Origin of the sequence: Bradyrhizobium sp. CW1 (assembly GCF_023100665.1) — a bacterium.
In the GTDB taxonomy this organism is placed as follows: domain Bacteria; phylum Pseudomonadota; class Alphaproteobacteria; order Rhizobiales; family Xanthobacteraceae; genus Bradyrhizobium; species Bradyrhizobium canariense_D.
Map to the genome: position 1 here is coordinate 3,390,743 of NZ_CP064684.1, position 20,994 is coordinate 3,411,736.

Annotated in this window: 30 protein-coding genes and 1 pseudogene; 29 read left to right on the plus strand and 2 right to left on the minus strand. The window is 63.6% G+C overall.

Annotation, left to right across the window (positions count from 1 at the left end; translation table 11 throughout):
- The first annotated feature begins 1 nt into the window (after nucleotide 1).
- The 27 genes and pseudogenes from rplD to IVB54_RS16610 all read left to right on the plus strand — a co-directional run bounded on the left by rplD (nucleotide 2) and on the right by IVB54_RS16610 (nucleotide 15,200).
- A complete protein-coding gene (rplD, locus tag IVB54_RS16480; RefSeq protein WP_247336076.1) occupies nucleotides 2-622 on the plus strand; it encodes a 50S ribosomal protein L4 in 621 nt (206 codons plus the stop codon).
- Nucleotides 619-921 (plus strand): 50S ribosomal protein L23, encoded by a 303-nt coding sequence (locus IVB54_RS16485; RefSeq protein ID WP_007603019.1) that lies wholly within the window; start codon nucleotides 619-621, stop codon nucleotides 919-921. The genes rplD and IVB54_RS16485 overlap by 4 nt, the downstream gene beginning before the upstream one ends.
- Before the next feature lie 12 nt (nucleotides 922-933).
- The gene (rplB, locus tag IVB54_RS16490; protein ID WP_007611609.1) at nucleotides 934-1,767 is read left to right on the plus strand and encodes a 50S ribosomal protein L2; all 834 of its coding nucleotides are present in this window, start codon (nucleotides 934-936) and stop codon (nucleotides 1,765-1,767) included.
- Between the two features lie 12 nt (nucleotides 1,768-1,779).
- Nucleotides 1,780-2,058, plus strand: a complete 279-nt coding sequence (gene rpsS, locus IVB54_RS16495; protein WP_007603021.1) for a 30S ribosomal protein S19 — start codon at nucleotides 1,780-1,782, stop codon at nucleotides 2,056-2,058.
- A 10-nt stretch (nucleotides 2,059-2,068) separates the two neighbouring features.
- The gene (rplV, locus tag IVB54_RS16500) at nucleotides 2,069-2,455 is read left to right on the plus strand and encodes a 50S ribosomal protein L22 (RefSeq protein WP_007603022.1); all 387 of its coding nucleotides are present in this window, start codon (nucleotides 2,069-2,071) and stop codon (nucleotides 2,453-2,455) included.
- A gap of 18 nt (nucleotides 2,456-2,473) precedes the next feature.
- Nucleotides 2,474-3,199 carry a 30S ribosomal protein S3 gene (gene rpsC, locus IVB54_RS16505; RefSeq protein WP_007603023.1) on the plus strand — a complete coding sequence of 242 codons (726 nt, stop codon included), beginning with the start codon at nucleotides 2,474-2,476 and terminating at the stop codon, nucleotides 3,197-3,199.
- A 32-nt stretch (nucleotides 3,200-3,231) separates the two neighbouring features.
- Nucleotides 3,232-3,645: a 50S ribosomal protein L16 gene (gene rplP, locus IVB54_RS16510; protein ID WP_007603024.1), complete on the plus strand. Its 414-nt coding sequence runs from the start codon at nucleotides 3,232-3,234 to the stop codon at nucleotides 3,643-3,645.
- Between the two features lie 5 nt (nucleotides 3,646-3,650).
- Nucleotides 3,651-3,857, plus strand: coding sequence for a 50S ribosomal protein L29 (gene rpmC / locus IVB54_RS16515; protein WP_007603026.1), 207 nt, complete (start codon nucleotides 3,651-3,653; stop codon nucleotides 3,855-3,857).
- A gap of 13 nt (nucleotides 3,858-3,870) precedes the next feature.
- Nucleotides 3,871-4,119 carry a 30S ribosomal protein S17 gene (gene rpsQ, locus IVB54_RS16520; RefSeq protein ID WP_007603028.1) on the plus strand — a complete coding sequence of 83 codons (249 nt, stop codon included), beginning with the start codon at nucleotides 3,871-3,873 and terminating at the stop codon, nucleotides 4,117-4,119.
- 83 nt (nucleotides 4,120-4,202) lie between these two features.
- Complete coding sequence (gene rplN / locus IVB54_RS16525) at nucleotides 4,203-4,571, plus strand: 50S ribosomal protein L14 (protein ID WP_007603030.1); 369 nt, start codon at nucleotides 4,203-4,205, stop codon at nucleotides 4,569-4,571.
- Nucleotides 4,571-4,885 (plus strand): 50S ribosomal protein L24, encoded by a 315-nt coding sequence (gene rplX / locus IVB54_RS16530; protein WP_007603031.1) that lies wholly within the window; start codon nucleotides 4,571-4,573, stop codon nucleotides 4,883-4,885. Before rplN ends, rplX begins: the two co-directional genes overlap by 1 nt.
- A complete protein-coding gene (gene rplE / locus IVB54_RS16535; protein ID WP_007603032.1) occupies nucleotides 4,878-5,435 on the plus strand; it encodes a 50S ribosomal protein L5 in 558 nt (185 codons plus the stop codon). The genes rplX and rplE overlap by 8 nt, the downstream gene beginning before the upstream one ends.
- A 46-nt stretch (nucleotides 5,436-5,481) precedes the next feature.
- Nucleotides 5,482-5,787: a 30S ribosomal protein S14 gene (gene rpsN / locus IVB54_RS16540; RefSeq protein ID WP_007611604.1), complete on the plus strand. Its 306-nt coding sequence runs from the start codon at nucleotides 5,482-5,484 to the stop codon at nucleotides 5,785-5,787.
- 14 nt (nucleotides 5,788-5,801) lie between these two features.
- Nucleotides 5,802-6,200, plus strand: a complete 399-nt coding sequence (gene rpsH, locus IVB54_RS16545) for a 30S ribosomal protein S8 (protein WP_007603034.1) — start codon at nucleotides 5,802-5,804, stop codon at nucleotides 6,198-6,200.
- A gap of 16 nt (nucleotides 6,201-6,216) precedes the next feature.
- The gene (gene rplF, locus IVB54_RS16550; RefSeq protein ID WP_007603035.1) at nucleotides 6,217-6,750 is read left to right on the plus strand and encodes a 50S ribosomal protein L6; all 534 of its coding nucleotides are present in this window, start codon (nucleotides 6,217-6,219) and stop codon (nucleotides 6,748-6,750) included.
- Between the two features lie 11 nt (nucleotides 6,751-6,761).
- The gene (gene rplR, locus IVB54_RS16555) at nucleotides 6,762-7,124 is read left to right on the plus strand and encodes a 50S ribosomal protein L18 (RefSeq protein WP_007603036.1); all 363 of its coding nucleotides are present in this window, start codon (nucleotides 6,762-6,764) and stop codon (nucleotides 7,122-7,124) included.
- A 47-nt stretch (nucleotides 7,125-7,171) separates the two neighbouring features.
- Nucleotides 7,172-7,759: a 30S ribosomal protein S5 gene (gene rpsE, locus IVB54_RS16560; protein WP_007603037.1), complete on the plus strand. Its 588-nt coding sequence runs from the start codon at nucleotides 7,172-7,174 to the stop codon at nucleotides 7,757-7,759.
- A gap of 25 nt (nucleotides 7,760-7,784) precedes the next feature.
- Nucleotides 7,785-7,991: a 50S ribosomal protein L30 gene (gene rpmD / locus IVB54_RS16565; protein ID WP_018456457.1), complete on the plus strand. Its 207-nt coding sequence runs from the start codon at nucleotides 7,785-7,787 to the stop codon at nucleotides 7,989-7,991.
- A 72-nt stretch (nucleotides 7,992-8,063) separates the two neighbouring features.
- Entirely contained in the window at nucleotides 8,064-8,549 is a 486-nt protein-coding gene (gene rplO, locus IVB54_RS16570; RefSeq protein ID WP_027518586.1) for a 50S ribosomal protein L15, read from the plus strand.
- A gap of 152 nt (nucleotides 8,550-8,701) precedes the next feature.
- Nucleotides 8,702-10,033 (plus strand): preprotein translocase subunit SecY, encoded by a 1,332-nt coding sequence (secY, locus tag IVB54_RS16575; RefSeq protein ID WP_007611601.1) that lies wholly within the window; start codon nucleotides 8,702-8,704, stop codon nucleotides 10,031-10,033.
- A gap of 264 nt (nucleotides 10,034-10,297) precedes the next feature.
- A complete protein-coding gene (locus IVB54_RS16580) occupies nucleotides 10,298-11,191 on the plus strand; it encodes an adenylate kinase (RefSeq protein ID WP_204511513.1) in 894 nt (297 codons plus the stop codon).
- A 186-nt stretch (nucleotides 11,192-11,377) separates the two neighbouring features.
- Nucleotides 11,378-11,746 (plus strand): 30S ribosomal protein S13, encoded by a 369-nt coding sequence (gene rpsM, locus IVB54_RS16585; RefSeq protein ID WP_018456460.1) that lies wholly within the window; start codon nucleotides 11,378-11,380, stop codon nucleotides 11,744-11,746.
- 122 nt (nucleotides 11,747-11,868) lie between these two features.
- Nucleotides 11,869-12,258: a 30S ribosomal protein S11 gene (gene rpsK / locus IVB54_RS16590; protein ID WP_007603045.1), complete on the plus strand. Its 390-nt coding sequence runs from the start codon at nucleotides 11,869-11,871 to the stop codon at nucleotides 12,256-12,258.
- Nucleotides 12,259-12,369: 111 nt separating this feature from the next.
- Entirely contained in the window at nucleotides 12,370-13,401 is a 1,032-nt protein-coding gene (locus IVB54_RS16595; RefSeq protein WP_007603046.1) for a DNA-directed RNA polymerase subunit alpha, read from the plus strand.
- A 135-nt stretch (nucleotides 13,402-13,536) separates the two neighbouring features.
- On the plus strand, nucleotides 13,537-13,953 hold the full coding sequence (gene rplQ / locus IVB54_RS16600) for a 50S ribosomal protein L17 (protein WP_247362361.1): 417 nt from the start codon (nucleotides 13,537-13,539) through the stop codon (nucleotides 13,951-13,953).
- 159 nt (nucleotides 13,954-14,112) lie between these two features.
- A pseudogene (locus IVB54_RS16605) lies at nucleotides 14,113-14,897 on the plus strand (SDR family oxidoreductase).
- A 9-nt stretch (nucleotides 14,898-14,906) separates the two neighbouring features.
- Nucleotides 14,907-15,200: a DUF1330 domain-containing protein gene (locus IVB54_RS16610; protein WP_204511511.1), complete on the plus strand. Its 294-nt coding sequence runs from the start codon at nucleotides 14,907-14,909 to the stop codon at nucleotides 15,198-15,200.
- A 31-nt stretch (nucleotides 15,201-15,231) separates the two neighbouring features.
- On the opposite strand, the gene IVB54_RS16615 is transcribed toward IVB54_RS16610, so the two are convergent.
- On the minus strand, nucleotides 15,232-16,245 hold the full coding sequence (locus IVB54_RS16615; RefSeq protein WP_247377504.1) for a zinc-binding alcohol dehydrogenase family protein: 1,014 nt from the start codon (nucleotides 16,243-16,245) through the stop codon (nucleotides 15,232-15,234).
- A gap of 81 nt (nucleotides 16,246-16,326) precedes the next feature.
- Nucleotides 16,327-17,940 (minus strand): OprO/OprP family phosphate-selective porin, encoded by a 1,614-nt coding sequence (locus tag IVB54_RS16620; protein ID WP_247377506.1) that lies wholly within the window; start codon nucleotides 17,938-17,940, stop codon nucleotides 16,327-16,329.
- A gap of 310 nt (nucleotides 17,941-18,250) precedes the next feature.
- Here IVB54_RS16620 and IVB54_RS16625 point away from each other — a divergent pair, with 310 nt between their 5' ends.
- Together IVB54_RS16625 and IVB54_RS16630 are read left to right on the plus strand one after the other, a co-directional pair.
- A complete protein-coding gene (locus IVB54_RS16625) occupies nucleotides 18,251-19,657 on the plus strand; it encodes a DegQ family serine endoprotease (RefSeq protein ID WP_247362368.1) in 1,407 nt (468 codons plus the stop codon).
- Nucleotides 19,654-20,988, plus strand: a complete 1,335-nt coding sequence (locus IVB54_RS16630) for a replication-associated recombination protein A (protein ID WP_247362371.1) — start codon at nucleotides 19,654-19,656, stop codon at nucleotides 20,986-20,988. Before IVB54_RS16625 ends, IVB54_RS16630 begins: the two co-directional genes overlap by 4 nt.
- Nucleotides 20,989-20,994: the final 6 nt, after the last annotated feature.

Sequence of the window (20,994 nt, forward strand, 5' to 3'; positions counted from 1 at the left end):
GATGGAATTGAAGGTCACGACCCTCGAAGGTAAGGAAGCCGGCTCGGTCCAGCTTTCCGACACCATTTTCGGCCTCGAGCCGCGCCAGGACATCATTGCACGTTGCGTGCAGTGGCAGCTCAACAAGCGCCAGGCCGGTACGCACAAGGCCAAGGGCCGCGCCGAGATCTGGCGCACCGGCAAGAAGATGTACAAGCAGAAGGGTACCGGTGGTGCTCGTCACGGCTCGGCCCGGGTGCCGCAGTTCCGCGGAGGTGGCCGTGCCTTCGGTCCGGTGGTGCGTTCGCACGCCACCGACCTGCCGAAGAAGGTCCGTGCGCTCGCCCTCAAGCATGCGCTCTCGGCCAAGGCCAAGGACGGCGATCTCATCGTGATCGACAAGGCCGCGCTGGAAGCTGCCAAGACCAAGGCGCTGCTCGGTCATTTCTCCGGTCTGGGTTTGACCAACGCGCTGATCGTCGACGGCGCCGAGCTCAACAACGGCTTCGCCGCTGCGGCCCGCAACATCCCGAACATGGACGTGCTGCCGATCCAGGGCATCAACGTCTATGACATCCTGCGCCGTCGGAAGCTTGTTCTGACCAAGGCCGCCATCGATGCGCTGGAGGCGCGCTTCAAATGACGAAGAACATCGAGCCTCGCCACTACGACGTGATCCTGTCGCCGGTCGTGACCGAAAAGGCCACGATCGCCTCGGAGCACAACAAGGTGCTGTTCAAGGTGGCCGCGAAGGCGACCAAGCCGCAGATCAAGGAAGCGATCGAGAAGCTGTTCGACGTCAAGGTCAAGAGTGTCAACACGCTGGTCCGCAAGGGCAAGACCAAGATCTTCCGTGGCAATCTCGGCTCGCAGTCGAACTCCAAGCGCGCGATCGTGACTCTCGAAGAGGGTCACCGGATCGACGTGACCACCGGTCTGTAAGGTCGTACGACGATGGCACTGAAGACATTCAATCCCACGACGCCGGGCCAGCGCCAGCTGGTCATGGTCGATCGTTCGGCCCTCTACAAGGGCAAGCCGGTCAAGGCGCTCACCGAAGGCAAGCACTCCTCCGGCGGCCGTAACAACACCGGTCGCATCACCGTGCGCTTCCGCGGCGGTGGTCATAAGCGAACGTTGCGTACCGTCGATTTCAAGCGCGACAAGGTCGATGCGCCCGCGACGGTCGAGCGGCTGGAGTACGATCCGAACCGCACCGCATTCATCGCGTTGGTCAAGTACGAAGACGGCACCCAGGCCTATATCCTGGCGCCGCAGCGTTTGGCCGTCGGTGATTCCGTCGTCGCCGGCAACTATGTCGACGTGAAGCCGGGCAATGTCATGCCGCTCGGCAACATGCCGGTCGGCACGATCATCCACAACATCGAGGTCAAGATCGGGAAGGGCGGCCAGCTCGCCCGTTCCGCGGGCACCTATGCCCAGCTCGTCGGTCGCGACCAGGACTACGTGATCATCCGCCTGAACTCGGGCGAACAGCGCCTGGTGCACGGCCGTTGCCGCGGCACGATCGGCGCGGTGTCGAACCCGGATCACATGAACACGTCGATCGGCAAGGCCGGCCGCAACCGATGGCTGGGCCGCAAGCCGCACAACCGCGGCGTTTCGATGAACCCGATCGACCATCCGCACGGCGGTGGTGAAGGTCGTACCTCGGGCGGCCGCCACCCGGTTACTCCGTGGGGCAAGCCGACCAAGGGCAAGAAGACCCGCTCCAACAAGTCGACCAACAAATTCATTCTCCTAAGCCGCCACAAGCGGAAGAAGTAAGGAACGCCGGACATGGTTCGTTCAGTCTGGAAAGGCCCGTTCGTCGAGGGTTCTCTGCTCAAGAAGGCAGATGCCGCGCGCTCGTCCGGCCGTCACGACGTCATCAAGATCTGGAGCCGTCGCTCGACGATCCTGCCGCAATTCGTCGGCCTGACCTTCGGCGTCTACAACGGTCAGAAGCACGTGCCGGTGGCCGTCAACGAGGAAATGGTCGGTCACAAGTTCGGCGAGTTCTCGCCGACCCGCACCTTCCATGGCCACTCCGGGGACAAGAAAGCCAAGAAGGCTTGAGGATTAAACGATGAGCAAACCTAAGCGCGAACGGAGCCTCGCCGAGAACGAGGCCAAGGCGGTCGCCCGGATGCTGCGGGTGAGCCCGCAGAAGCTCAACCTGGTCGCCCAGCTCATTCGCGGCCGGAAGGCGGCTGCTGCGCTCGCCGACCTGCAGTTTTCGCGCAAGCGGATCGCGGTTGACGTGAAGAAGTGCCTGGAATCGGCTATTGCCAACGCCGAGAACAACCACGACCTCGACGTCGACGATCTCGTCGTGGCGCAGGCCTTCGTCGGCAACGGCCTCGTGATGAAGCGCTTTGCCGCCCGCGGCCGTGGCCGTTCGGGCCGTGTCTACAAACCATTTTCACAGCTGACGATCATCGTTCGTCAGGTCGAAGCCGCAGCAGCGGCTTAAGGGACGCAGGAGAACACGATGGGTCAAAAGATCAATCCGATCGGTCTGCGTCTCGGCATCAACCGGACCTGGGATTCCCGCTGGTACGCCGGCAAGCAGGAATACGGCAAGCTGCTGCACGAGGACGTCAAGATTCGTGAGATCCTGCACAAGGAGCTCAAGCAGGCAGCCGTTGCCCGCATCGTGATCGAGCGTCCGCACAAGAAGTGCCGCGTCACCATCCACTCGGCTCGTCCGGGCGTGGTGATCGGCAAGAAGGGCGCCGACATCGACAAGCTGCGCAAGAAGGTCGCGGACATCACGGCGTCCGACGTGGTCATCAACATCGTCGAAATCCGCAAGCCGGAGCTCGATGCGACGCTGGTGGCCGAGTCGATCGCGCAGCAGCTGGAGCGCCGCGTGGCGTTCCGCCGCGCCATGAAGCGCGCCGTGCAGTCAGCGATGCGTCTCGGTGCGGAAGGCATCCGCATCAACTGCTCGGGACGTCTGGGCGGCGCGGAAATCGCGCGCATGGAGTGGTACCGCGAAGGTCGCGTGCCGCTGCACACGCTGCGCGCAGACATCGACTACGGGGTTGCGACCGCGTTCACGACCTTCGGCACCTGCGGTGTCAAGGTCTGGATCTTCAAGGGCGAGATCCTCGAGCACGATCCGATGGCCCAGGACAAGAGAATGGCCGAAGGTGAGACTGGTGGCGGCGGCGATCGCGGCGGCCGGCAGCGCCGGGACAACGCTGCAGCCTGACGCCAGCACAGAGAATTTGAGGGCTTGAAGCCATGATGCAACCTAAGAAAACGAAGTTCCGGAAGGCGCATAAGGGCCGTATCCACGGCGTTGCGTCTTCGGGCGCGACGTTGGCGTTCGGCCAGTTCGGTCTGAAGGCGACCGAGCCTGAGCGCGTCACCGCGCGCCAGATCGAAGCCGCTCGCCGCGCGCTGACCCGCCACATGAAGCGCGCCGGCCGCGTCTGGATCCGCATATTCCCCGACGTTCCCGTGTCGAAGAAGCCTGCCGAAGTCCGCATGGGTTCCGGCAAGGGCGCGCCGGAATTGTGGGTCGCGCGCGTCAAGCCGGGCCGGGTGCTGTTCGAGATCGACGGCGTCAACACCCAGACGGCGCGTGAAGCGCTGACCCTGGCGGCAGCCAAGCTGCCGATCAAGACGCGCTTCGTCGAGCGCATTGCGGAGTAATGGCCATGGCCCAGATGAAAATCGAAGACATCCGCGCGTTGAGCCCCGATCAGCAGGACGACGCCATCCTGAACCTGAAGAAGGAGCGCTTCAACCTGCGCTTCCAGCGCGCCACCGGGCAGCTCGAGAACACCTCGCGCCTGCGCGAAGCCCGCCGTGACATCGCCCGGATCAAGACCGTCGCCGCGCAGACGCGCGCGAAGAAGAAGTAAGAGGCTTACGAAGATGCCGAAACGTACTTTGCAGGGCGTGGTCGTCAGCGACAAGCAAGCCAAGACCATCGTGGTGCGCGTCGATCGCCGCTTTACGCACCCGATCTACAAGAAGACGATCCGCCGTTCGAAGAACTACCACGCGCACGACGAGAGCAACGAGTTCAAGCCGGGCGACATGGTGTGGATCGAGGAATCGAAGCCGATTTCGAAGTTGAAGCGCTGGGTCGTGATCCGGGGCGAACACAAGAAAAGCGCCTGATCTGTTGGCTTTAGCCGACTGACTTCAGGTTAATGTTGAGCGCCGGCTGGGCTGGCGCAAAGAGAAGAGGACGAGGTGCATCAATGATTCAGATGCAGACCAACCTCGACGTGGCCGATAATTCTGGCGCACGCCGTGTCATGTGTATCAAGGTGCTCGGGGGCTCCAAGCGCCGCTACGCCACGATCGGCGACATCATCGTTGTCTCGATCAAGGAAGCTATTCCGCGCGGCAAGGTGAAGAAGGGCGACGTGATGAAGGCCGTCGTGGTGCGCGTCCGCAAGGACATTCGCCGCGCCGACGGTTCGGTCATCCGCTTCGACCGCAACGCCGCCGTTCTGATCAACAATCAGTCCGAGCCGGTCGGTACCCGTATCTTCGGGCCCGTGCCGCGCGAGCTGCGCGCCAAGAACCACATGAAGATCATCTCGCTCGCGCCGGAGGTGCTGTGATGGCTGCGAAGATCCGCAAGGGCGACAAGGTCGTCGTGCTGACCGGCCGCGACAAAGGCCGCACCGGCGAGGTGTTCGAAGTGCGTCCCGACGCCGGTACGGCGCTGGTGCGCGGCATCAACATGGTCAAGCGTCACCAGAAGCAGACGCAGGCCCAGGAGGGCGGCATCATCTCGAAAGAGTCGCCGATCCAACTGTCCAACATCGCGTATGTCGGCAAGGACGGGAAGCCGACCCGCGTCGGATTCAAGATTCTGGCGGACGGCAAGAAGGTCCGCATCGCCAAGAGCTCGGGAGCTGAGATCGATGGCTGAGGCCGCTTACACACCGCGCCTGCGCGCGGAATACGACGCGAAGATCCGGACGGAAATGACCGAGAAGTTCGGTTATGAGAACGTCATGCAGGTTCCGCGCCTGGACAAGGTCGTGCTGAACATGGGCGTTGGCGATTCCGTCAACGACCGCAAGAAGGCCGAGAACGCCGCTGCGGAATTGACCCAGATCGCCGGCCAGAAGGCGATCGTGACCTATTCGCGGATCGCGATCGCGACCTTCAAGTTGCGTGAGAACCAGCCGATCGGCTGCAAGGTCACGCTGCGCAAGGCCCGTATGTACGAGTTCATCGATCGTCTGGTGACGGTCGCGCTGCCCCGCGTCCGCGACTTCCGCGGCTTGAACCCGAAGAGCTTCGATGGCCGCGGCAACTACTCGCTCGGCCTCAAGGAACACATCATTTTCCCCGAGATCGACTTCGACAAGGTCACGGAATCCCGCGGTATGGACATCACCGTCTGCACCACGGCCAAGACCGACGACGAGGCGAGGGCCTTGTTGACCGCATTCAATTTCCCGTTCCGGCAGTGAGACGCTGACCTAAAGCCTCTCAAACGCGGATACCCAGGAGCCAAGCATGGCAAAGAAGAGTTCAATCGAGAAGAACAACCGGCGCAAGCGGATGACGAAGAACGCCGCCCCGAAGCGCGAGCGGTTGAAGGCGATCATCGCCGACAAGACGTTGCCGATGGAGGAGCGGTTCGCTGCGACCCTGAAGCTGGCGGAAATGCCGCGCAACTCGTCGGCGACCCGCATCCGTCTGCGTTGCGAGCTGTCGGGCCGTTCGCGCTCGAACTATCGCTTGACCAAACTGTCCCGCATCGCAATGCGGGACCTTGGCTCCAAGGGCATGGTCCCGGGCCTCGTGAAGTCCAGCTGGTAAGGAGGGTCGTTTAGATGTCTACGCACGATCCAATCAGCGATCTGATCACCCGCATCCGTAACGCGCAGATGCGCTCCAAGAACAAGGTCTCCACGCCTGGCTCGAAGATGCGCGAGAACGTGCTCGAGGTGCTGAAGAGCGAAGGCTACATCCGCGGTTACGCGACGCTCGAGCATTCCTCGGGCCGCAGCGAGATCGAGATCGAGCTGAAGTATTTCGACGGCGAGCCCGTTATCCGTGAGATCGAGCGTGTCTCCAAGCCCGGACGTCGCGTGTACGCCTCGGTGAAGAACCTGCCGCGGGTCAATAACGGACTCGGCATTTCGGTGTTGTCGACGCCGAAGGGAATCATGGCTGACCACAGTGCGCGTGAAGCGAACGTGGGCGGCGAAGTTCTCTTCACGGTGTTCTGAGAAGGATTTTTGATCCATGTCACGTGTTGGCAAAAGACCGGTAGCGGTGCCGTCGGGTGTGACCGCGACCGTCGACGGGCAGACCGTCAAGATGAAGGGGCCGAAGGGCCAGCTTCAGTTCGTCGTCCATAACGACGTCGAGGTGAAGCTCGACAACGGCCAGGTCAAGGTGAACCCGCGGGTCGAGACCAACCGCGCGCGGGCCCTGTACGGGACCGCTCGCGCCCAGGTCGCGAATCTGGTCGAGGGTGTCACCAAGGGTTTCGAGAAGAAGCTCGAAATCACCGGCGTCGGTTACCGCGCCGCGCTGCAGGGCAAGAACCTGCAGCTCGCGCTCGGCTACAGCCACGATGTGGTCTACGCGATCCCGGAGGGGATCACGATCACCGTGCCGAAGCCGACCGAGATCACGGTGACCGGCAGCGACATTCAGCGCGTCGGCCAGGTCGCCGCCGAGATTCGCTCCTATCGTCCGCCGGAGCCCTACAAGGGCAAGGGTGTGAAGTATGTTGGCGAATTCATCTTCCGCAAGGAAGGCAAGAAGAAGTAACGGAGCCGGTCATGTCGAAAGCCAAGGTTACGAATGCCCGGCGCAAGCGCAGTGTACGACTGAAGCTGCGCCGCTCGGGTGGCGGCCGTCCGCGCCTGTCGGTGTTCCGCTCGTCCAAGCACATCTACGCCCAGGTCATCGACGACCTGAAGGGCGAGACGCTGGCCTCTGCCTCGTCGCTCGAGAAGTCGATGCGCGATGGCGGCAAGACCGGCGCCGACATCGATGCGGCGAAGGCGGTCGGCAAGCTGCTGGCCGAGCGCGCCGCCGAGAAGGGTGTCAAGGAAGTCGTGTTCGATCGCGGCAGCTATCTCTATCACGGGCGCGTCAAGGCTCTTGCCGACGCGGCGCGTGAAAGCGGGCTGAGCTTCTAACAGAATTTGAGGATTGAGGCGTAAGCCTCTGAAGGACTGGAAAAACCATGGCAGAACGCGAACAACGTGGTGGACGCGATCAACGCGGCGGCGGACGTGAACGCAGGGAAGAGCGCGACAGCGAGTTCGTTGACAAGCTCGTCCACATCAATCGCGTCGCCAAGGTCGTCAAGGGCGGCAAGCGCTTCGGTTTCGCAGCGCTGGTCGTGATCGGCGACCAGAAGGGCCGCGCCGGCTTCGGTCACGGCAAGGCGCGCGAAGTGCCCGAGGCGATCCGCAAGGCAACCGAATCCGCCAAGCGCAACCTGACCCGCGTGTCGTTGCGCGAGGGCCGCACGCTGCATCACGACATCGCCGGCCGTCATGGCGCGGGCCGTGTTTACCTGCGCGCAGCTCCGGCCGGTACCGGCATCATCGCCGGCGGTCCGATGCGCGCCGTGTTCGAGACGCTCGGCGTCCAGGACGTGGTTGCGAAGTCGATCGGCTCGTCGAACCCGTACAACATGGTTCGCGCGACCTTCGATGCGCTGAAGCATCAGGATTCGCCGCGCTCGGTCGCTGCCCGCCGCAACATCAAGGTGTCCACCCTCCAGTCCCGCCGTATCGGTGGTGACGCCGAGGCGGTTGCCGAATAACGGAAGCTTTTCGGAGTAGACGCCTATGGCCAAGAGTGCCGTTACGACCGCAAAGACGATCAAGCTCGAGCAGACCGGCAGCGCGATCCGCCGCCATCACTCGCAGCGTTCGACGCTGATCGGGCTCAAGCTCAACAAGATCGGCCGCATCAGCGAACTGCCGGACACCCCGGCGGTCCGCGGCATGATCTTGAAAGTTCACCATCTCGTTCGCATTGTCGACGAGAAGTAAGCAAAGGCGCACGATCCCGAAGCGGGACCCGTTTTCGGTGAAGGTCATGCGCAAGAAACAAGGAGCAGGGCGATGAAGCTCAGCGATATCGCCGACAATGCCGGCTCGCGCAAGAAGCGTATGCGCGTCGGCCGCGGCATTGGTTCGGGCAAGGGCAAGCAGGCCGGCCGCGGTGGCAAGGGCCAGACCGCGCGTTCGGGCGTGCGCATCAAGGGTTTCGAAGGCGGCCAGATGCCCTTGCATCGCCGTCTGCCCAAGCGCGGCTTCAACAACATCTTCCGCGTGGAGTTCGCCGAGATCAATCTCGACCGGCTCCAGGATGCGGTCGATGCCAAGAAGATCGACGCCGGCAGCGTCGTGAACGTCGAATCCCTGGTCAAGGCCGGCGTGCTGCGCCGCGCCAAGGGTGGCCTGCGGCTGCTCGGCCGCGGCGAGTTCAAGGCCAAGCTCAACATCGAAGTGCACGGCGCCTCGAAGACCGCGATCGCGGCAGTCGAGAAGGCCGGCGGCTCGGTGAAGATCCTCGCGCCTGCCAAGGAAGAAGGCGAGGCGGCGTAACAACTGCGTCATCGGCCCGCGGCTCGCGGGCCTTTACGCACGCGGGACGATGGACTTATCGAAGCCGTAGCCCCAGATAATGTCCGGTGTCCGGTATAATGTAGCCCGGCCGCGGGCATAACGGCGCAATAAGCGGCGGGAGAAAGTCCAAGATGGCCTCTGCAGCGGAACAACTGGCAGCCAATCTCAATTTCGGTGCGTTTGCCAAGGCCGACGAACTGAAGAAGCGCATCTGGTTCACCCTGGGCGCGCTGCTCGTTTATCGGCTCGGGACCTACATCCCGTTGCCCGGCATCGATCCCAACATCTGGGAGCAGGTGTTCCGCTCCCAGGCGGGCGGCATCCTCGGCATGTTCAATATGTTCGCTGGCGGCGGCATTCACCGCATGGCGATCTTTGCGCTGAACATCATGCCGTACATCTCCGCCTCCATCATCATCCAGCTCCTGACCACCGTCTCGCCGCAGCTCGAGGCGCTGAAGAAGGAAGGCGAGTCCGGCCGCAAGCTGCTGAACCAGTACACCCGTTATCTCACGGTGATCCTGGCCGCGTTCCAGTCCTACGGCATTGCGGTGGGCCTCGAAGGCGCTGGCAACGTCGTCAGCGACCCCGGCATGTTCTTCCGCCTGTCGACGGCGATCACGCTGACCGGCGGCACCATGTTCCTGATGTGGCTGGGCGAGCAGATCACGTCGCGCGGCATCGGCAACGGCATTTCCCTGATCATTCTCTCCGGCATCGTCGCCGAGCTGCCCGCGGCGCTCGCCAACATGCTCGAGCTCGGCCGTCAGGGTGCGATGTCGACCGGCCTGATTCTGGTCGTCATCATCATGGCGGTGGCCGTGATCGCCTTCATCGTGTTCGTGGAGCGCGCCCAGCGCCGGCTCTTGATCCAGTATCCGAAGCGCCAGGTCGGCAACAAGATGTTCGAGGGGCAGTCCTCGCATCTGCCGCTCAAGCTCAACACCTCGGGCGTGATCCCGCCGATCTTCGCGTCCTCGCTGCTGCTGCTGCCGACCACGGTCGCGAACTTCAACGCGGGCAGTGGGCCGGAATGGTTCCAGTGGATCAACACCCAGCTCGGCCACGGCCGTCCGCTGTTCCTGATCATGTATCTGGCGCTGATCGTGTTCTTCGCCTTCTTCTACACCGCGATCGTGTTCAATCCGACCGAGACCGCGGACAATCTGAAGAAGCACGGCGGCTTCATTCCGGGTATCCGCCCGGGCGAGCGTACCGCGGAATATATCGACTACGTGCTGTCGCGGATCACCGTGCTCGGCGCGGTGTATCTGGCGATCGTCTGCTTGATTCCGGAAATCCTGATCTCCTACGCGTCGGTGCCGTTCTACTTTGGCGGCACTTCGCTGTTGATCGTCGTCAGCGTCACCATGGACACGGTGGCGCAGGTGCAGGGCTATCTCCTGGCGCATCAGTACGAAGGCCTGATCCGGAAGTCGAAGCTGCGCGGCCGCCGCCGTTAAGCGCGGCGTCCCTCGGGCGGCGCGATTGCGCCGCCGATTCGCCGCGCGTGCAATGCGCGCGGACGGCGAGCCGGCCATTCGGTCGCCTCGGCAGAGTCGCTCTTCCTGTCGTGCAAGCATTGATCTCAAAGGCTTCTTGGCGTCTGGCCATTTGCTCCCCTATGATATGGGTAGCGGTGCGGCGCTGATTATGATTTGCACTGTAACTGGACTTCAAAACACGGGCGCGCGACGTATCGCGCACCAATCGGGGGGCGTACGCCGATGAGAATTATACTTCTGGGGCCACCGGGATCGGGCAAGGGCACCCAGGCGCAGCTGCTGGTGCAGCGCTATGGCATCGTCCAGCTCTCGACCGGCGAGATGTTGCGTGCAGCGGTGGCGGCCGGAACGCCGGTCGGGCTCAAGGCTAAGGAGATCATGGCCAGCGGCGGTCTCGTGCCAGACGATGTCGTGGTGGGGATCATCTCCGATCGGATCGATCAGCCGGATGCCAAAAACGGTTTCATCCTTGACGGTTTCCCGCGGACCGTGCCGCAGGCCGAGGCGCTGGATGAGCTGCTCAAGCACAAGCACCTCAAGCTCGATGCCGTGATCGAGCTCCGCGTCAACGAAAGCGCGCTCCTGAATCGCGTCGAGACTCGCGTCGCCCAGATGCGCGAGCGCGGGGAAGAGGTCCGGCTTGATGACACCCCGGAGGTGCTGACCAAGCGACTCGCCAGCTACCGCAGCCAGACGGAACCGCTGATTCACTACTATTCCGAGCGGCGCAAGCTCTCGACCATCGACGGCATGATGGCCATCGATGAGGTCACCCGCGCCATCCATCGCCAGCTCCTGGCGCTCGGGGCGGTCGAGCCCAAGACGCATGGCAAGGCACATGGCAAGACGCGCGCCCGGAGTGCGACAAAGGCGGCCCCGGCCAGAAAGGCCAAGGCGGCGAAGAAATCGGCCAAAAAGTCTGCGAAAGCGGCCAAAAAGGCTGCCAAATCCGAGAAGGCGGCCAAGAAGGCTACGAAGGCGGGCAAGAGAATCGTCAAGAAAGCCGCCAAGAAGGCAGGAAAGAAGATGGCAGCCAAGAAGACCGCCAGGAAGGCTGTCAAGAAAGGTGCCAAAAAGGCCGCAAAAAAGGTCACGAAAAGGCGAGCTAAGCGCTAGCAGCGGTTGACGAAAGCCCCCTGAATCCCCTAATAAGCCCGCATCCAAGTCGGATAGTTTCAAACGATGCCGGGCCCCAGGAAGACCAGGGGTGGGCGTCGTGTTCGCGTTTGTGAACACCTGCCCGAGAAACCAAGCACTTAAAGCCCGATTCCTGACGAGGGATTGGCGACAGGAGAGAAGGCCGTGGCCCGTATTGCCGGCGTGAACATCCCGACCAACAAGCGCGTGCTGATCGCGCTCCAGTACATCCATGGCATCGGTCAGAAGATCGCCGGTGAGATTCTGGAGAAGGTGAAGATCCCGGTGGATCGTCGCGTCAATCAGCTCAGCGACGCCGAAGTGCTCCAGATCCGCGAAGTGATCGACCGCGACTATATGGTCGAGGGCGATTTGCGTCGTGAGGTCGGCATCAACATCAAGCGTCTGATGGACCTCGGCTGCTATCGCGGCCTGCGCCATCGTCGCGGTCTGCCGGTGCGTGGCCAGCGTACCCACACCAACGCGCGTACGCGCAAGGGTCCGGCCAAGGCCATTGCCGGCAAGAAGAAGTAAGTTTTCGCATCCAATCACGGCGTGTGGCGACCCGGGGATGACCCGTTCGCCACGCGCCTTTCGTTCCACAGGTGTAGCCGCTGGCATTACGGCGGCGTTGAGATCTTCAGGAAAGGTAGTCTATGGGCAAGGAAGCCACCCGCGTTCGTCGTCGTGAGCGCAAGAACATCGCCTCCGGCGTCGCGCACGTGAACTCGTCGTTCAACAACACGACCATCACCATCACCGACGCGCAGGGCAACACGATTGCCTGGTCCTCCGCCGGCACGATGGGCTTCAAGGGCTCGCGCAAGTCGACCCCGTATGCCGCACAGGTTGCCGCCGAGGACGTGTCGAAGAAGGCGCAGGAGCACGGCATGCGCACGCTGGAAGTCGAAGTCGCCGGTCCCGGTTCGGGCCGCGAATCGGCGCTCCGGGCGCTGCAGGCCGCGGGCTTCACCGTCACCTCGATCCGCGACGTGACCACGATCCCGCACAACGGTTGCCGTCCCCGTAAGCGTCGGCGCGTTTGATACCAGATTGCGGGCGCATTGGCGCCCGCGATGATTTTTTGCAAAGCCGTGGAAATGATCTGCGGCCTTTCTCCAACGCCAGTGCCTGCAACAGCAGTCTGACTGGCCTGTATGGGTGAAACAGTGACGATCCAGAAAAATTGGCAAGAACTGATTCGGCCGAACAAGCTGCAGGTACAGCCCGGCAGCGATCCGACCCGTTTCGCGACCATCGTCGCCGAACCGCTCGAGCGCGGCTTCGGCCAGACGCTCGGCAACGCGCTACGCCGCATCCTGCTGTCCTCGCTCCAGGGCGCGGCAGTGCAGTCGGTGCACATCGACGGCGTGCTGCACGAGTTCTCCTCGATCGCGGGCGTCCGTGAGGACGTCACCGACATCGTGCTCAACATCAAGGACATCTCGATCAAGATGCAGGGCGAAGGCCCCAAGCGCATGGTCGTCAAGAAGTCCGGACCGGGCGTCGTCACCGCCGGCGACATCCAGACCGTGGGCGACGTCGTCGTGCTCAATCCCGACCTGCAGATCTGCACGCTCGATGAGGGCGCCGAGATCCGTATGGAGTTCACGGTCGCAACCGGCAAGGGCTACGTTCCCGCCGAGCGCAACCGCCCCGAGGACGCACCGATCGGCCTGATCCCGGTCGACAGCCTGTACTCGCCGGTCCGCAAGGTCTCCTACAAGGTCGAGAACACCCGCGAGGGCCAGATCCTCGACTACGACAAGCTGACCATGACGATCGAGACCAACGGCGCACTGACGCCGGATGATTCCGTGGCCTACGCGGCGCGCATCCTGCAGGATCAGCTCAACGTGTTCGTCAACTTCGAAGAGCCGCGCAAGGAAGTCGCCCAGGAGATCATCCCGGACCTCGCCTTCAACCCGGCCTTCCTCAAGAAGGTGGACGAGCTCGAGCTGTCGGTGCGCTCGGCCAATTGCTTGAAGAACGACAACATCGTCTACATCGGCGACCTCGTGCAGAAGAGCGAAGCGGAAATGCTCCGCACTCCGAACTTCGGCCGCAAGTCTCTGAACGAGATCAAGGAAGTGCTGGCCCAGATGGGTCTGCACCTCGGCATGGAAGTGCCGGGCTGGCCGCCGGAGAACATCGACGAGCTCGCCAAGCGCTTCGAGGATCACTACTGATCCGAACGACGACAGGCTGAACGACAACAGGCTGAGGCGCGAATTCATCGCGCCTTAGCGGGCGAACGCAGGCAGCCCACCTGAGCAACTGGTCCGACGAACCGTCGCGACGGATGAAATTCAAGGAATAGATAAATGCGTCACGGCAAGGTTCATCGCAAGCTCAACCGCACCGCTGAGCATCGCCGCGCGATGTTCGCCAACATGTGCGCCGCGCTGATCAAGCACGAGCAGATCGTCACCACGCTGCCGAAGGCGAAGGAATTGCGTCCGATCGTCGAGAAGCTGATTACCCTCGGCAAGAAGGGCGGGCTGGCCATGCGCCGTCAGGCCATCTCGGAGATGCGTGACAAGGATCAGGTCAGGAAGCTGTTCGACACGCTCGCGCCCCGCTACAAGGATCGCCAGGGTGGCTACACCCGCATCATCAAGGCCGGCTTCCGCTACGGCGACAACGCCCCGATGGCCGTGATCGAGTTTGTCGATCGTGATGTCGATGCCAAGGGCCTGGATTCCGGTCCGGTGCGGGAAAAGGAAGCCGAGGCGGCATAAGCCGACCGGCAGAGAGTTTTCAGAAAGCGGCGCCTTCGGGCGCCGCTTTTTTATTGGCCGTCCTGTTGGTTACGTCCCGCTCCTCACGCGTCGGTGAGTGCCGATTGCTATCGTGCCGGCAGCGCCCAATATCTCCGCAAGCATCAACGGAGATCACGCATGAACATCGACCTATCCGGAAAGACCGCCCTCGTCACCGGCTCGACTGCCGGCATCGGCCACGCCATCGCCAAGGGCCTTGCCGGCTCGGGTGCGAGCGTCGTGATCAACGGACGCGGCCAGGACAAGGTCGATGCGGCCGTGCGCAAGCTGGAAGGGGCGGGCGGAAAGGTCCGCGGCATCGCCGCCGACGTCTCGACCGCGGCGGGCTGCAAGGCGCTGGCCGCGGCGCTGACGTCGACATCCTCATCAACAATGCCGGCATCTTCGAGCCGAGGGACTTTTTCGACATTCCGGACGAGGACTGGAGCCGCTTTTTCGAGGTCAACGTGATGAGCGGCGTGCGTCTCTCGCGTGCGTATATGAAAGGCATGCTCAAGCGCAACTGGGGCCGAATCGTCTTCATCTCCTCGGAGTCCGGGCTCAACATTCCCGTCGAGATGATCCACTACGGCATGAGCAAGACGGCGCAGCTCTCGGTCGCGCGGGGCCTGGCGCAGCTCACACGGGGCACCGGCGTCACCGTCAATTCCGTGCTGCCGGGCCCGACAATGTCGGAGGGCGTCGAGACGTTCGTGAAGGATCTTGCCAAGCAGAACGGCCAGTCGGTCGATGAGGCCGCGGCCAATTTCGTCAAACAACATCGCCCAAGCTCGCTGCTCCAGCGCTTCGCCAGCGTCGATGAGATCGCCAACATGGTGGTGTATGCGGCTTCGAAGGAAGCCTCGGCGACCAACGGCGCGGCGTTGCGTGCGGAGGGCGGCATCATCAATACGATTGCCTGAGGCCTGCGGATGCCGGCCTATGTGATCTCCGAGGTCGAGGTACGCGACAGAGCCGCGATGGAAGCCTATCGCGAGCTGGCCGCAGCAACCATCGCGCAATATGGCGGCCGCTATCTCGTGCGCGGCGGCGCCGCCGAATTGGTGGAGGGCGGCCCGCCGCCCAAGACCATCATCATCGTGGAGTTCCCATCGATGGCGCGGGCGCAGGAATGGTATGCCTCGGCCGAGTACGCCGAGGCGCTGAAGCTGCGGCACACGGCGCTGGAGCGTCGGCTGCTGTTTGTCGAGGGCGTGGCACCGTAGACAAGCCCGGGCATGACGGAGTGAGTGGCCGCTACCACCCCTCCAGCACGATCTTGCCGCGCGACTTGCCACTCTCGAGCAGTGCATGCGCGCGCTTGAGGTTGGCCGCGTTGATGGTGCCGAAGGTCTGGTCGAGCGTCGTGCGCAAGACGCCCTTGTCGATGAGGTCGGCGACGTCGTTGAGCAGATGATGCTGCGCGATCATGTCGGCGGTTTGAAAGGAGGAGCGCGTGAACATCGATTCCCAATGCACCGAGATGGCCTTGCCCTTGAACGCGCTCACAGTGAATTCCGGGGGATCGTCGATCAGGCCGAATCTGCCCTGCGGCGCCATGAACTCGGCGATGCTCTTGTAGTGCTGGTCGGTGAATGTGAGGCTCGCCACCAGCGCGACGGGCGGCAGCTTGAGCTTCTCGACCTGCTCTTTCATCGGTTGGCCGTGGTCGATCACCGCATGCGCGCCGAGACCGAGGCACCATTTTTGCGACTCCGGCCGCGTCGCGGTCGCGAGCACCGTCAGCCCGGTGAGGCGGCGGGCGAGCTGGATCAGGATCGAGCCAACGCCGCCAGCGCCGCCCGTGATCAAGAGCGTGCGCGGATCGACACTCTTGCCGGGCACCGCACCGAGCCGATCGAACAGCAATTCCCAGGCGGTGATGGAGGTGAGCGGGAGGGCGGCGGCCTGCACGAACGACAGGCTCTTCGGCTTGTTGCCAACGATGCGCTCGTCGACGAGGTGGAATTCAGAATTGGTACCCTGGCGCAGGATCGAGCCGGCGTAAAATACCTCGTCGCCTGGCTTGAACAGCGTGACGTCGGGACCGACGGCGTCGACAACGCCGGCCGCGTCATAGCCCAGAATCTTGGTCTCGCCCTCGGGCGGGGCTGCGCGCTTGCGCACCTTGTAATCGACCGGATTGGCCGAGATCGCCTTCACAGCCACGCGGATATCACGGCCCTTGGGTTCGGGCTTGGCGGTCTCGAAATCGAACAGCGCGTCCTGATCCTCGATCGGAAGCGACTTCCTGTAGCCGACGGCCTTCATGGCTTGTCTCCTTCAGATAGTGTTGCAGATGCCGGGTCCCGGGTTCGCGTTTTCGCGCGCCCCCGGGATGACAAGCGAGACCTAGAACGCGAACTGCGTCCGCATCGCGACCGCATCGAACTTCGAACCGACATCAGCGGTCGAGATCGGCGTGGCCTGCCTCGATACCGTGCCATGCAGATAGTCCAGCATGAAACGGACGTTGCCGTTGACATACCAGTTCAGCGCTGCCGTGTAGACGGTCTGCCGGCCGCCTGCGATGCCGGTTGCGGTCCCGAGTTGATCGTTGAGGTCGATCGTGGAGAAGCGTCCCGCGACCTCCCACGCGCCCCAGCCGCCGCCCTCGAGGGAGAACGGGTGTGCCGGCTTGACGCCGCCATAGGCCGCATTGGCCGCATTATAGCTGCGACCCTCGCCCGTCAGCACGTAGCCGGCTTGCGCATAGCCGCCCTGGAATTTGAGGCTTGGCGCACCCAGCGGCGGCAGGCCGGTATTGGCGCTGCGATCGATGTTGTACCAGAAATACTCGCCTTGCAGGATCAGCGGTCCATAGGTGGCGGCCGCTTCGACGCTGTAGACCTGCGCGCCGGAGGCATTGGCGATTGCGCCGGTCGTAGCCAGCGCCGTGGGATCGATGCGCAGTTCCGGACGATCGTTCAGCGTCACCGTCTGTGCACCCGTCACCAGATTGCGCGTCGGCTGGATCAGCCATTCGGCATTGCCGCCGAGATGGACCGAGTAGTCTTTGCCGCTGACGACTTGGCCGGCGACACGCGCGACCGCGCCGTATTGTTCCGTGGTGCCGTTCGGCGCAACGCTCGACGCTGAGTGGATCGCACCGGTGGCGGGACCGGTGACATAGGCGCCAGCCCAGAACACGTCGTTGTACCAGCGCGTGCCGACCGCCGAACGGAAGTCGCCCGCAGCGATGCTCGTGGCGACGATCCCCGCCGAGGCGCGTTCCATGAACATGATGTCGTTGGAGCTCGTGGCCTCATCGAGGGTGTAGGGCAGGTCCATGATGCCGCCTTCGATGGCCATCTTGCCGCCGAACGGTTTCAGGCCGGTATAGCTGAGATAGGCGTTCTCGATGCCGGAGACGCCGCCGCCGGGCAGCGAACCCGGAGCTGCGCCGCCAAAACCGTCGGAGGAGCCGCCGAAGTCGTAGACCAGCGCGAAATTCCAGTCGTGGAAGAACTTGCCGGCGACACCGATGCGGGCGCGGCGGACATTCTCGCCGCTGTCGAGCTTTTGCGGCACGGTCGCCGCCGTGTTGGGCCGATAGTCGTAGCCGCCGACATCCCAATGCACACGGCTTGTGATCCCGACGCAGTTAGCCCCATCGGCAGTGCAGATGGTCGGTCGGTTGTTCGGCATTGTCACGACGACGCCGGATGCGGGCGCCGGTCCCTTGAGCGGGATCGCCGCGTTGGCGTTGGCGACGGCGGCCTTCGCTTCGGAACGCGCTTCAGCTTTCGCCTCCGCCTTCGCCTCAAGCCTGGCCTTCGCTGTGGCCGCGGTATTCGCGGCGGTCTGGCTCTGGAGCTTGTCGAGCTTCTGCTCCAGCATCTTCAGCTGCTGCTTCAGGAGCGCGATCTCCTGGTCGCTGCTGCTCGCCGATTGGGCCTGGGCCTGCGAGGCTGCCAGTGCGGCGGCGAGACCCATCGCCGTGGCTGCAATTCTTGTCCTGCTCACGTCATGACTCCATCGTTTGACGAACTTCCCCAAGTCGCTGGCGGAGAGCCTAGGTTTGATCGATGACTACCCCGCGACGCTGCGGCCGGTTGCGCGGTTCCCACTGGTGTAAATTCGCCGCAACCGAATCCGCCTTGCACCACCATGCAAGATGACGCACATCATGCCAATCCACAGCCCCGGCAAATTGCTATTTCGCACGCACAGCTTGCAGGCCGGACACGCCAAAGGGGGTCGAATATGCCGCCGGGCGCCCTTCTAATGGGGGGCGAACGCGCCTATATTCCGGCGTCTTTTCCAAGAGGTAGGAATGTTTCGATCGACCTGGAGCGCCGTCGCCACGGCACTGTGCATAGCCTTTTCGGCCAACTTCAATCCGGCCGCTGCGCAGGACCGCCGAGTGCCGTCCTCGCCCGCCGAACTGCGGCTGTCCTATGCGCCGATCGTGCAGCGGGTGCAGCCGGCGGTTGTCAACGTCTACGCCGCCAAGGTGGTGCAGAACCGCAACCCGCTGCTCGACGACCCGATCTTCCGCCGGTTCTTCGGCGTGCCCGGCCAACAGCAGGAGCAGGTGCAGCGCTCGCTCGGTTCGGGCGTGATCGTCGATGCGTCGGGGCTCGTTGTCACCAACGTCCACGTCATCGAAGGCGCCGACCAGGTCAAGGTGTCCCTGTCGGACAAGCGTGAGTTCGAGGCCGAGATCGTGCTGAAGGACTCTCGCAGCGATCTCGCGGTGCTGCGTCTGAAGGACACCAAGGAGAAGTTTCCGGCTCTCGAATTCACCAATTCGGACGAGCTGATGGTAGGCGACGTCGTGATGGCGATCGGCAATCCCTTCGGCGTCGGCCAGACCGTGACCCACGGCATCATCTCGGCCTTGGCGCGCACGCAGGTCGGTATCACCGACTACCAGTTCTTCATCCAGACCGACGCGGCGATCAATCCTGGCAATTCCGGCGGCGCGTTGGTCGACATGAACGGCAGGCTCGCGGGCATCAACACCGCGATCTATTCGCGCTCCGGCGGCTCGCAGGGCATCGGCTTCGCGATCCCCGCCAACATGGTGCGCGTCGTCGTCGCCTCCGCCAAGGGCGGCGGCAAGGCGGTGAAGCGGCCCTGGTTAGGGGCGAAATTGCAGGCGGTGACGCCGGAGATCGCCGAGAGTCTCGGCCTGCGTTCGCCGACCGGTGCGCTGGTCGCAAGCGTCGTTCCGAACGGACCGGCGGCCAAGGCCGGGCTGAAATCCTCCGACCTGATCGTCTCGATCGACGGCCAGACCGTGGATGATCCCAACGCCTTCGACTATCGTTTCGCCACACGGCCGCTTGGCGGCACCGCGCAGATCGACGTGCAGCGCGGTGGCAAGCCGATCAAGCTGACGGTGGCGCTGGACGCCGCGCCCGATGCCGGCCGCAACGAGCTCGTCATCACCGCGCGCTCGCCTCTCCAAGGTGCGAAGGTCTCGACCATCACCCCGGCGTTGGCCGACGAGCTGCATCTGGATGCCGACACCGAAGGCGTCGTGGTCACCGATCTCGGCGGCGACAGTGCGGCCGCGAATGTCGGCTTCCAGAAGGGCGACGTCATCCTGGCGGTCAACAACCAAAAGATCAGCAAGACCAGCGATCTCGAGAAGGCGGCGGCCGAGCGCCAGCGCATCTGGCGCATCACGCTGGTGCGTGGCGGCCAGCAGATCAACGTCACGCTGGGCGGATGAGTCCGAAGCGACCACAGGAGACGCCAACTCTCTTCGCCGCGGCGGGGCTCGATCACGAGGCTCCGCATCCGCTGCCGGATCGGCTGCGGCCGCGCGCGCTCTCGGAGGTCGTCGGCCAGGATCACATTCTGGGTCCCGACGGCGCGCTGACGCGCATGCTGGAAACGCGTACGCTGGGCTCACTGGTGTTCTGGGGCCCGCCCGGCACCGGCAAGACCACGGTGGCGCGGCTGCTCGCGGACGCCACCGATCTGCATTTCGAGCAGATCTCTGCGGTGTTCTCCGGGGTCGCCGATTTGAAGAAGGCCTTTGAGGCCGCGCGTGCACGCCGCGAGATGGGCAAGGGCACGCTGCTGTTCGTCGACGAGGTCCATCGCTTCAACCGCGCCCAGCAGGATTCGTTTCTGCCGGTCATGGAAGACGGCACGGTGGTGATGGTCGGCGCCACCACCGAAAACCCGTCCTTCGAACTCAACGCGGCGCTTTTGTCACGGGCGCGCGTGCTGGTGTTTCGCTCGCTCGACGCGGCCGCGATCGAAAAGCTGTTTGCGCATGCCGAGGAGGTCGAGGGCCGCAAGCTGCCGCTCGACGAGGAAGCGCGCGCCGTGCTGGTGCGCATGGCCGATGGCGACGGCCGCGCGTCGCTGACGCTCGTCGAGGAAGTCTGGCGCGCCGCGCGCAAGGACGAGATTTTCGACGCCGCGCAGTTGCAGGAGATATTGCAGCGCCGCGCGCCGATCTACGACAAGTCGGCCGACGGCCATTACAATTTGATCTCGGCGCTGCATAAGTCGGTGCGCGGCTCCGATCCCGATGCCGCGCTGTATTATCTCGCGCGCATGCTCGATGCCGGCGAGGACCCTCTGTTCCTGGCCCGCCGCGTCGTGCGCATGGCAGTCGAGGATATCGGGCTTGCCGATCCGCAGGCGCTGGTCATCGCCAACGCGGCCAAGGACGCCTTCGACTTCCTCGGTCATCCCGAGGGCGAGCTCGCGATCGCGCAGGCGGTGGTCTATCTCGCCACCGCACCGAAATCGAATGCCGTCTACACCGCCTTCGGCAAGGCGATGCAGGTCGCAAAGCAGGCCGGCTCGCTGCTGCCGCCGAAACACATCCTCAACTCGCCGACCAAGCTGATGAAGTCGGAAGGCTACGGCGCATCTTACGAATACGACCACGACACGCCCGACGCCTTCTCCGGCCAGGATTATTTCCCGGAAGCCCTGGGCCGCCAGACCTTCTACGACCCGCCCGAGCGGGGGTTCGAGCGGGAGATCCGCAAGCGGCTGGATTATTGGGCGAAGTTGCGGAAGGAGCGGGGTGGGAAGTAGGTTCTG

Excerpts from the sequence above, each read along its gene's own strand:
- IVB54_RS16630 (WP_247362371.1), top strand. The coding sequence starts at position 19,654 with ATGAGTCCGAAGCGACCACAGGAGACGCCAACTCTCTTCGCCGCGGCG.
- rplQ (WP_247362361.1), top strand. The coding sequence starts at position 13,537 with ATGCGTCACGGCAAGGTTCATCGCAAGCTCAACCGCACCGCTGAGCAT.
- rplV (WP_007603022.1), top strand. The coding sequence starts at position 2,069 with ATGAGCAAACCTAAGCGCGAACGGAGCCTCGCCGAGAACGAGGCCAAG.
- rplB (WP_007611609.1), top strand. The coding sequence starts at position 934 with ATGGCACTGAAGACATTCAATCCCACGACGCCGGGCCAGCGCCAGCTG.
- rplN (WP_007603030.1), top strand. The coding sequence starts at position 4,203 with ATGATTCAGATGCAGACCAACCTCGACGTGGCCGATAATTCTGGCGCA.
- IVB54_RS16610 (WP_204511511.1), top strand. The coding sequence starts at position 14,907 with ATGCCGGCCTATGTGATCTCCGAGGTCGAGGTACGCGACAGAGCCGCG.
- rpsE (WP_007603037.1), top strand. The coding sequence starts at position 7,172 with ATGGCAGAACGCGAACAACGTGGTGGACGCGATCAACGCGGCGGCGGA.
- rpsH (WP_007603034.1), top strand. The coding sequence starts at position 5,802 with ATGTCTACGCACGATCCAATCAGCGATCTGATCACCCGCATCCGTAAC.
- rplR (WP_007603036.1), top strand. The coding sequence starts at position 6,762 with ATGTCGAAAGCCAAGGTTACGAATGCCCGGCGCAAGCGCAGTGTACGA.
- rpsN (WP_007611604.1), top strand. The coding sequence starts at position 5,482 with ATGGCAAAGAAGAGTTCAATCGAGAAGAACAACCGGCGCAAGCGGATG.
- IVB54_RS16485 (WP_007603019.1), top strand. The coding sequence starts at position 619 with ATGACGAAGAACATCGAGCCTCGCCACTACGACGTGATCCTGTCGCCG.
- rpsC (WP_007603023.1), top strand. The coding sequence starts at position 2,474 with ATGGGTCAAAAGATCAATCCGATCGGTCTGCGTCTCGGCATCAACCGG.
- rpsK (WP_007603045.1), top strand. The coding sequence starts at position 11,869 with ATGGGCAAGGAAGCCACCCGCGTTCGTCGTCGTGAGCGCAAGAACATC.
- rpsQ (WP_007603028.1), top strand. The coding sequence starts at position 3,871 with ATGCCGAAACGTACTTTGCAGGGCGTGGTCGTCAGCGACAAGCAAGCC.
- rplX (WP_007603031.1), top strand. The coding sequence starts at position 4,571 with ATGGCTGCGAAGATCCGCAAGGGCGACAAGGTCGTCGTGCTGACCGGC.
- rplF (WP_007603035.1), top strand. The coding sequence starts at position 6,217 with ATGTCACGTGTTGGCAAAAGACCGGTAGCGGTGCCGTCGGGTGTGACC.
- IVB54_RS16625 (WP_247362368.1), top strand. The coding sequence starts at position 18,251 with ATGTTTCGATCGACCTGGAGCGCCGTCGCCACGGCACTGTGCATAGCC.
- rplE (WP_007603032.1), top strand. The coding sequence starts at position 4,878 with ATGGCTGAGGCCGCTTACACACCGCGCCTGCGCGCGGAATACGACGCG.
- rplP (WP_007603024.1), top strand. The coding sequence starts at position 3,232 with ATGATGCAACCTAAGAAAACGAAGTTCCGGAAGGCGCATAAGGGCCGT.
- rplD (WP_247336076.1), top strand. The coding sequence starts at position 2 with ATGGAATTGAAGGTCACGACCCTCGAAGGTAAGGAAGCCGGCTCGGTC.
- rpsS (WP_007603021.1), top strand. The coding sequence starts at position 1,780 with ATGGTTCGTTCAGTCTGGAAAGGCCCGTTCGTCGAGGGTTCTCTGCTC.
- IVB54_RS16580 (WP_204511513.1), top strand. The coding sequence starts at position 10,298 with ATGAGAATTATACTTCTGGGGCCACCGGGATCGGGCAAGGGCACCCAG.
- IVB54_RS16595 (WP_007603046.1), top strand. The coding sequence starts at position 12,370 with ATGGGTGAAACAGTGACGATCCAGAAAAATTGGCAAGAACTGATTCGG.
- IVB54_RS16615 (WP_247377504.1), bottom strand. The coding sequence starts at position 16,245 with ATGAAGGCCGTCGGCTACAGGAAGTCGCTTCCGATCGAGGATCAGGAC.
- rpmD (WP_018456457.1), top strand. The coding sequence starts at position 7,785 with ATGGCCAAGAGTGCCGTTACGACCGCAAAGACGATCAAGCTCGAGCAG.
- rpmC (WP_007603026.1), top strand. The coding sequence starts at position 3,651 with ATGGCCCAGATGAAAATCGAAGACATCCGCGCGTTGAGCCCCGATCAG.
- rplO (WP_027518586.1), top strand. The coding sequence starts at position 8,064 with ATGAAGCTCAGCGATATCGCCGACAATGCCGGCTCGCGCAAGAAGCGT.
- secY (WP_007611601.1), top strand. The coding sequence starts at position 8,702 with ATGGCCTCTGCAGCGGAACAACTGGCAGCCAATCTCAATTTCGGTGCG.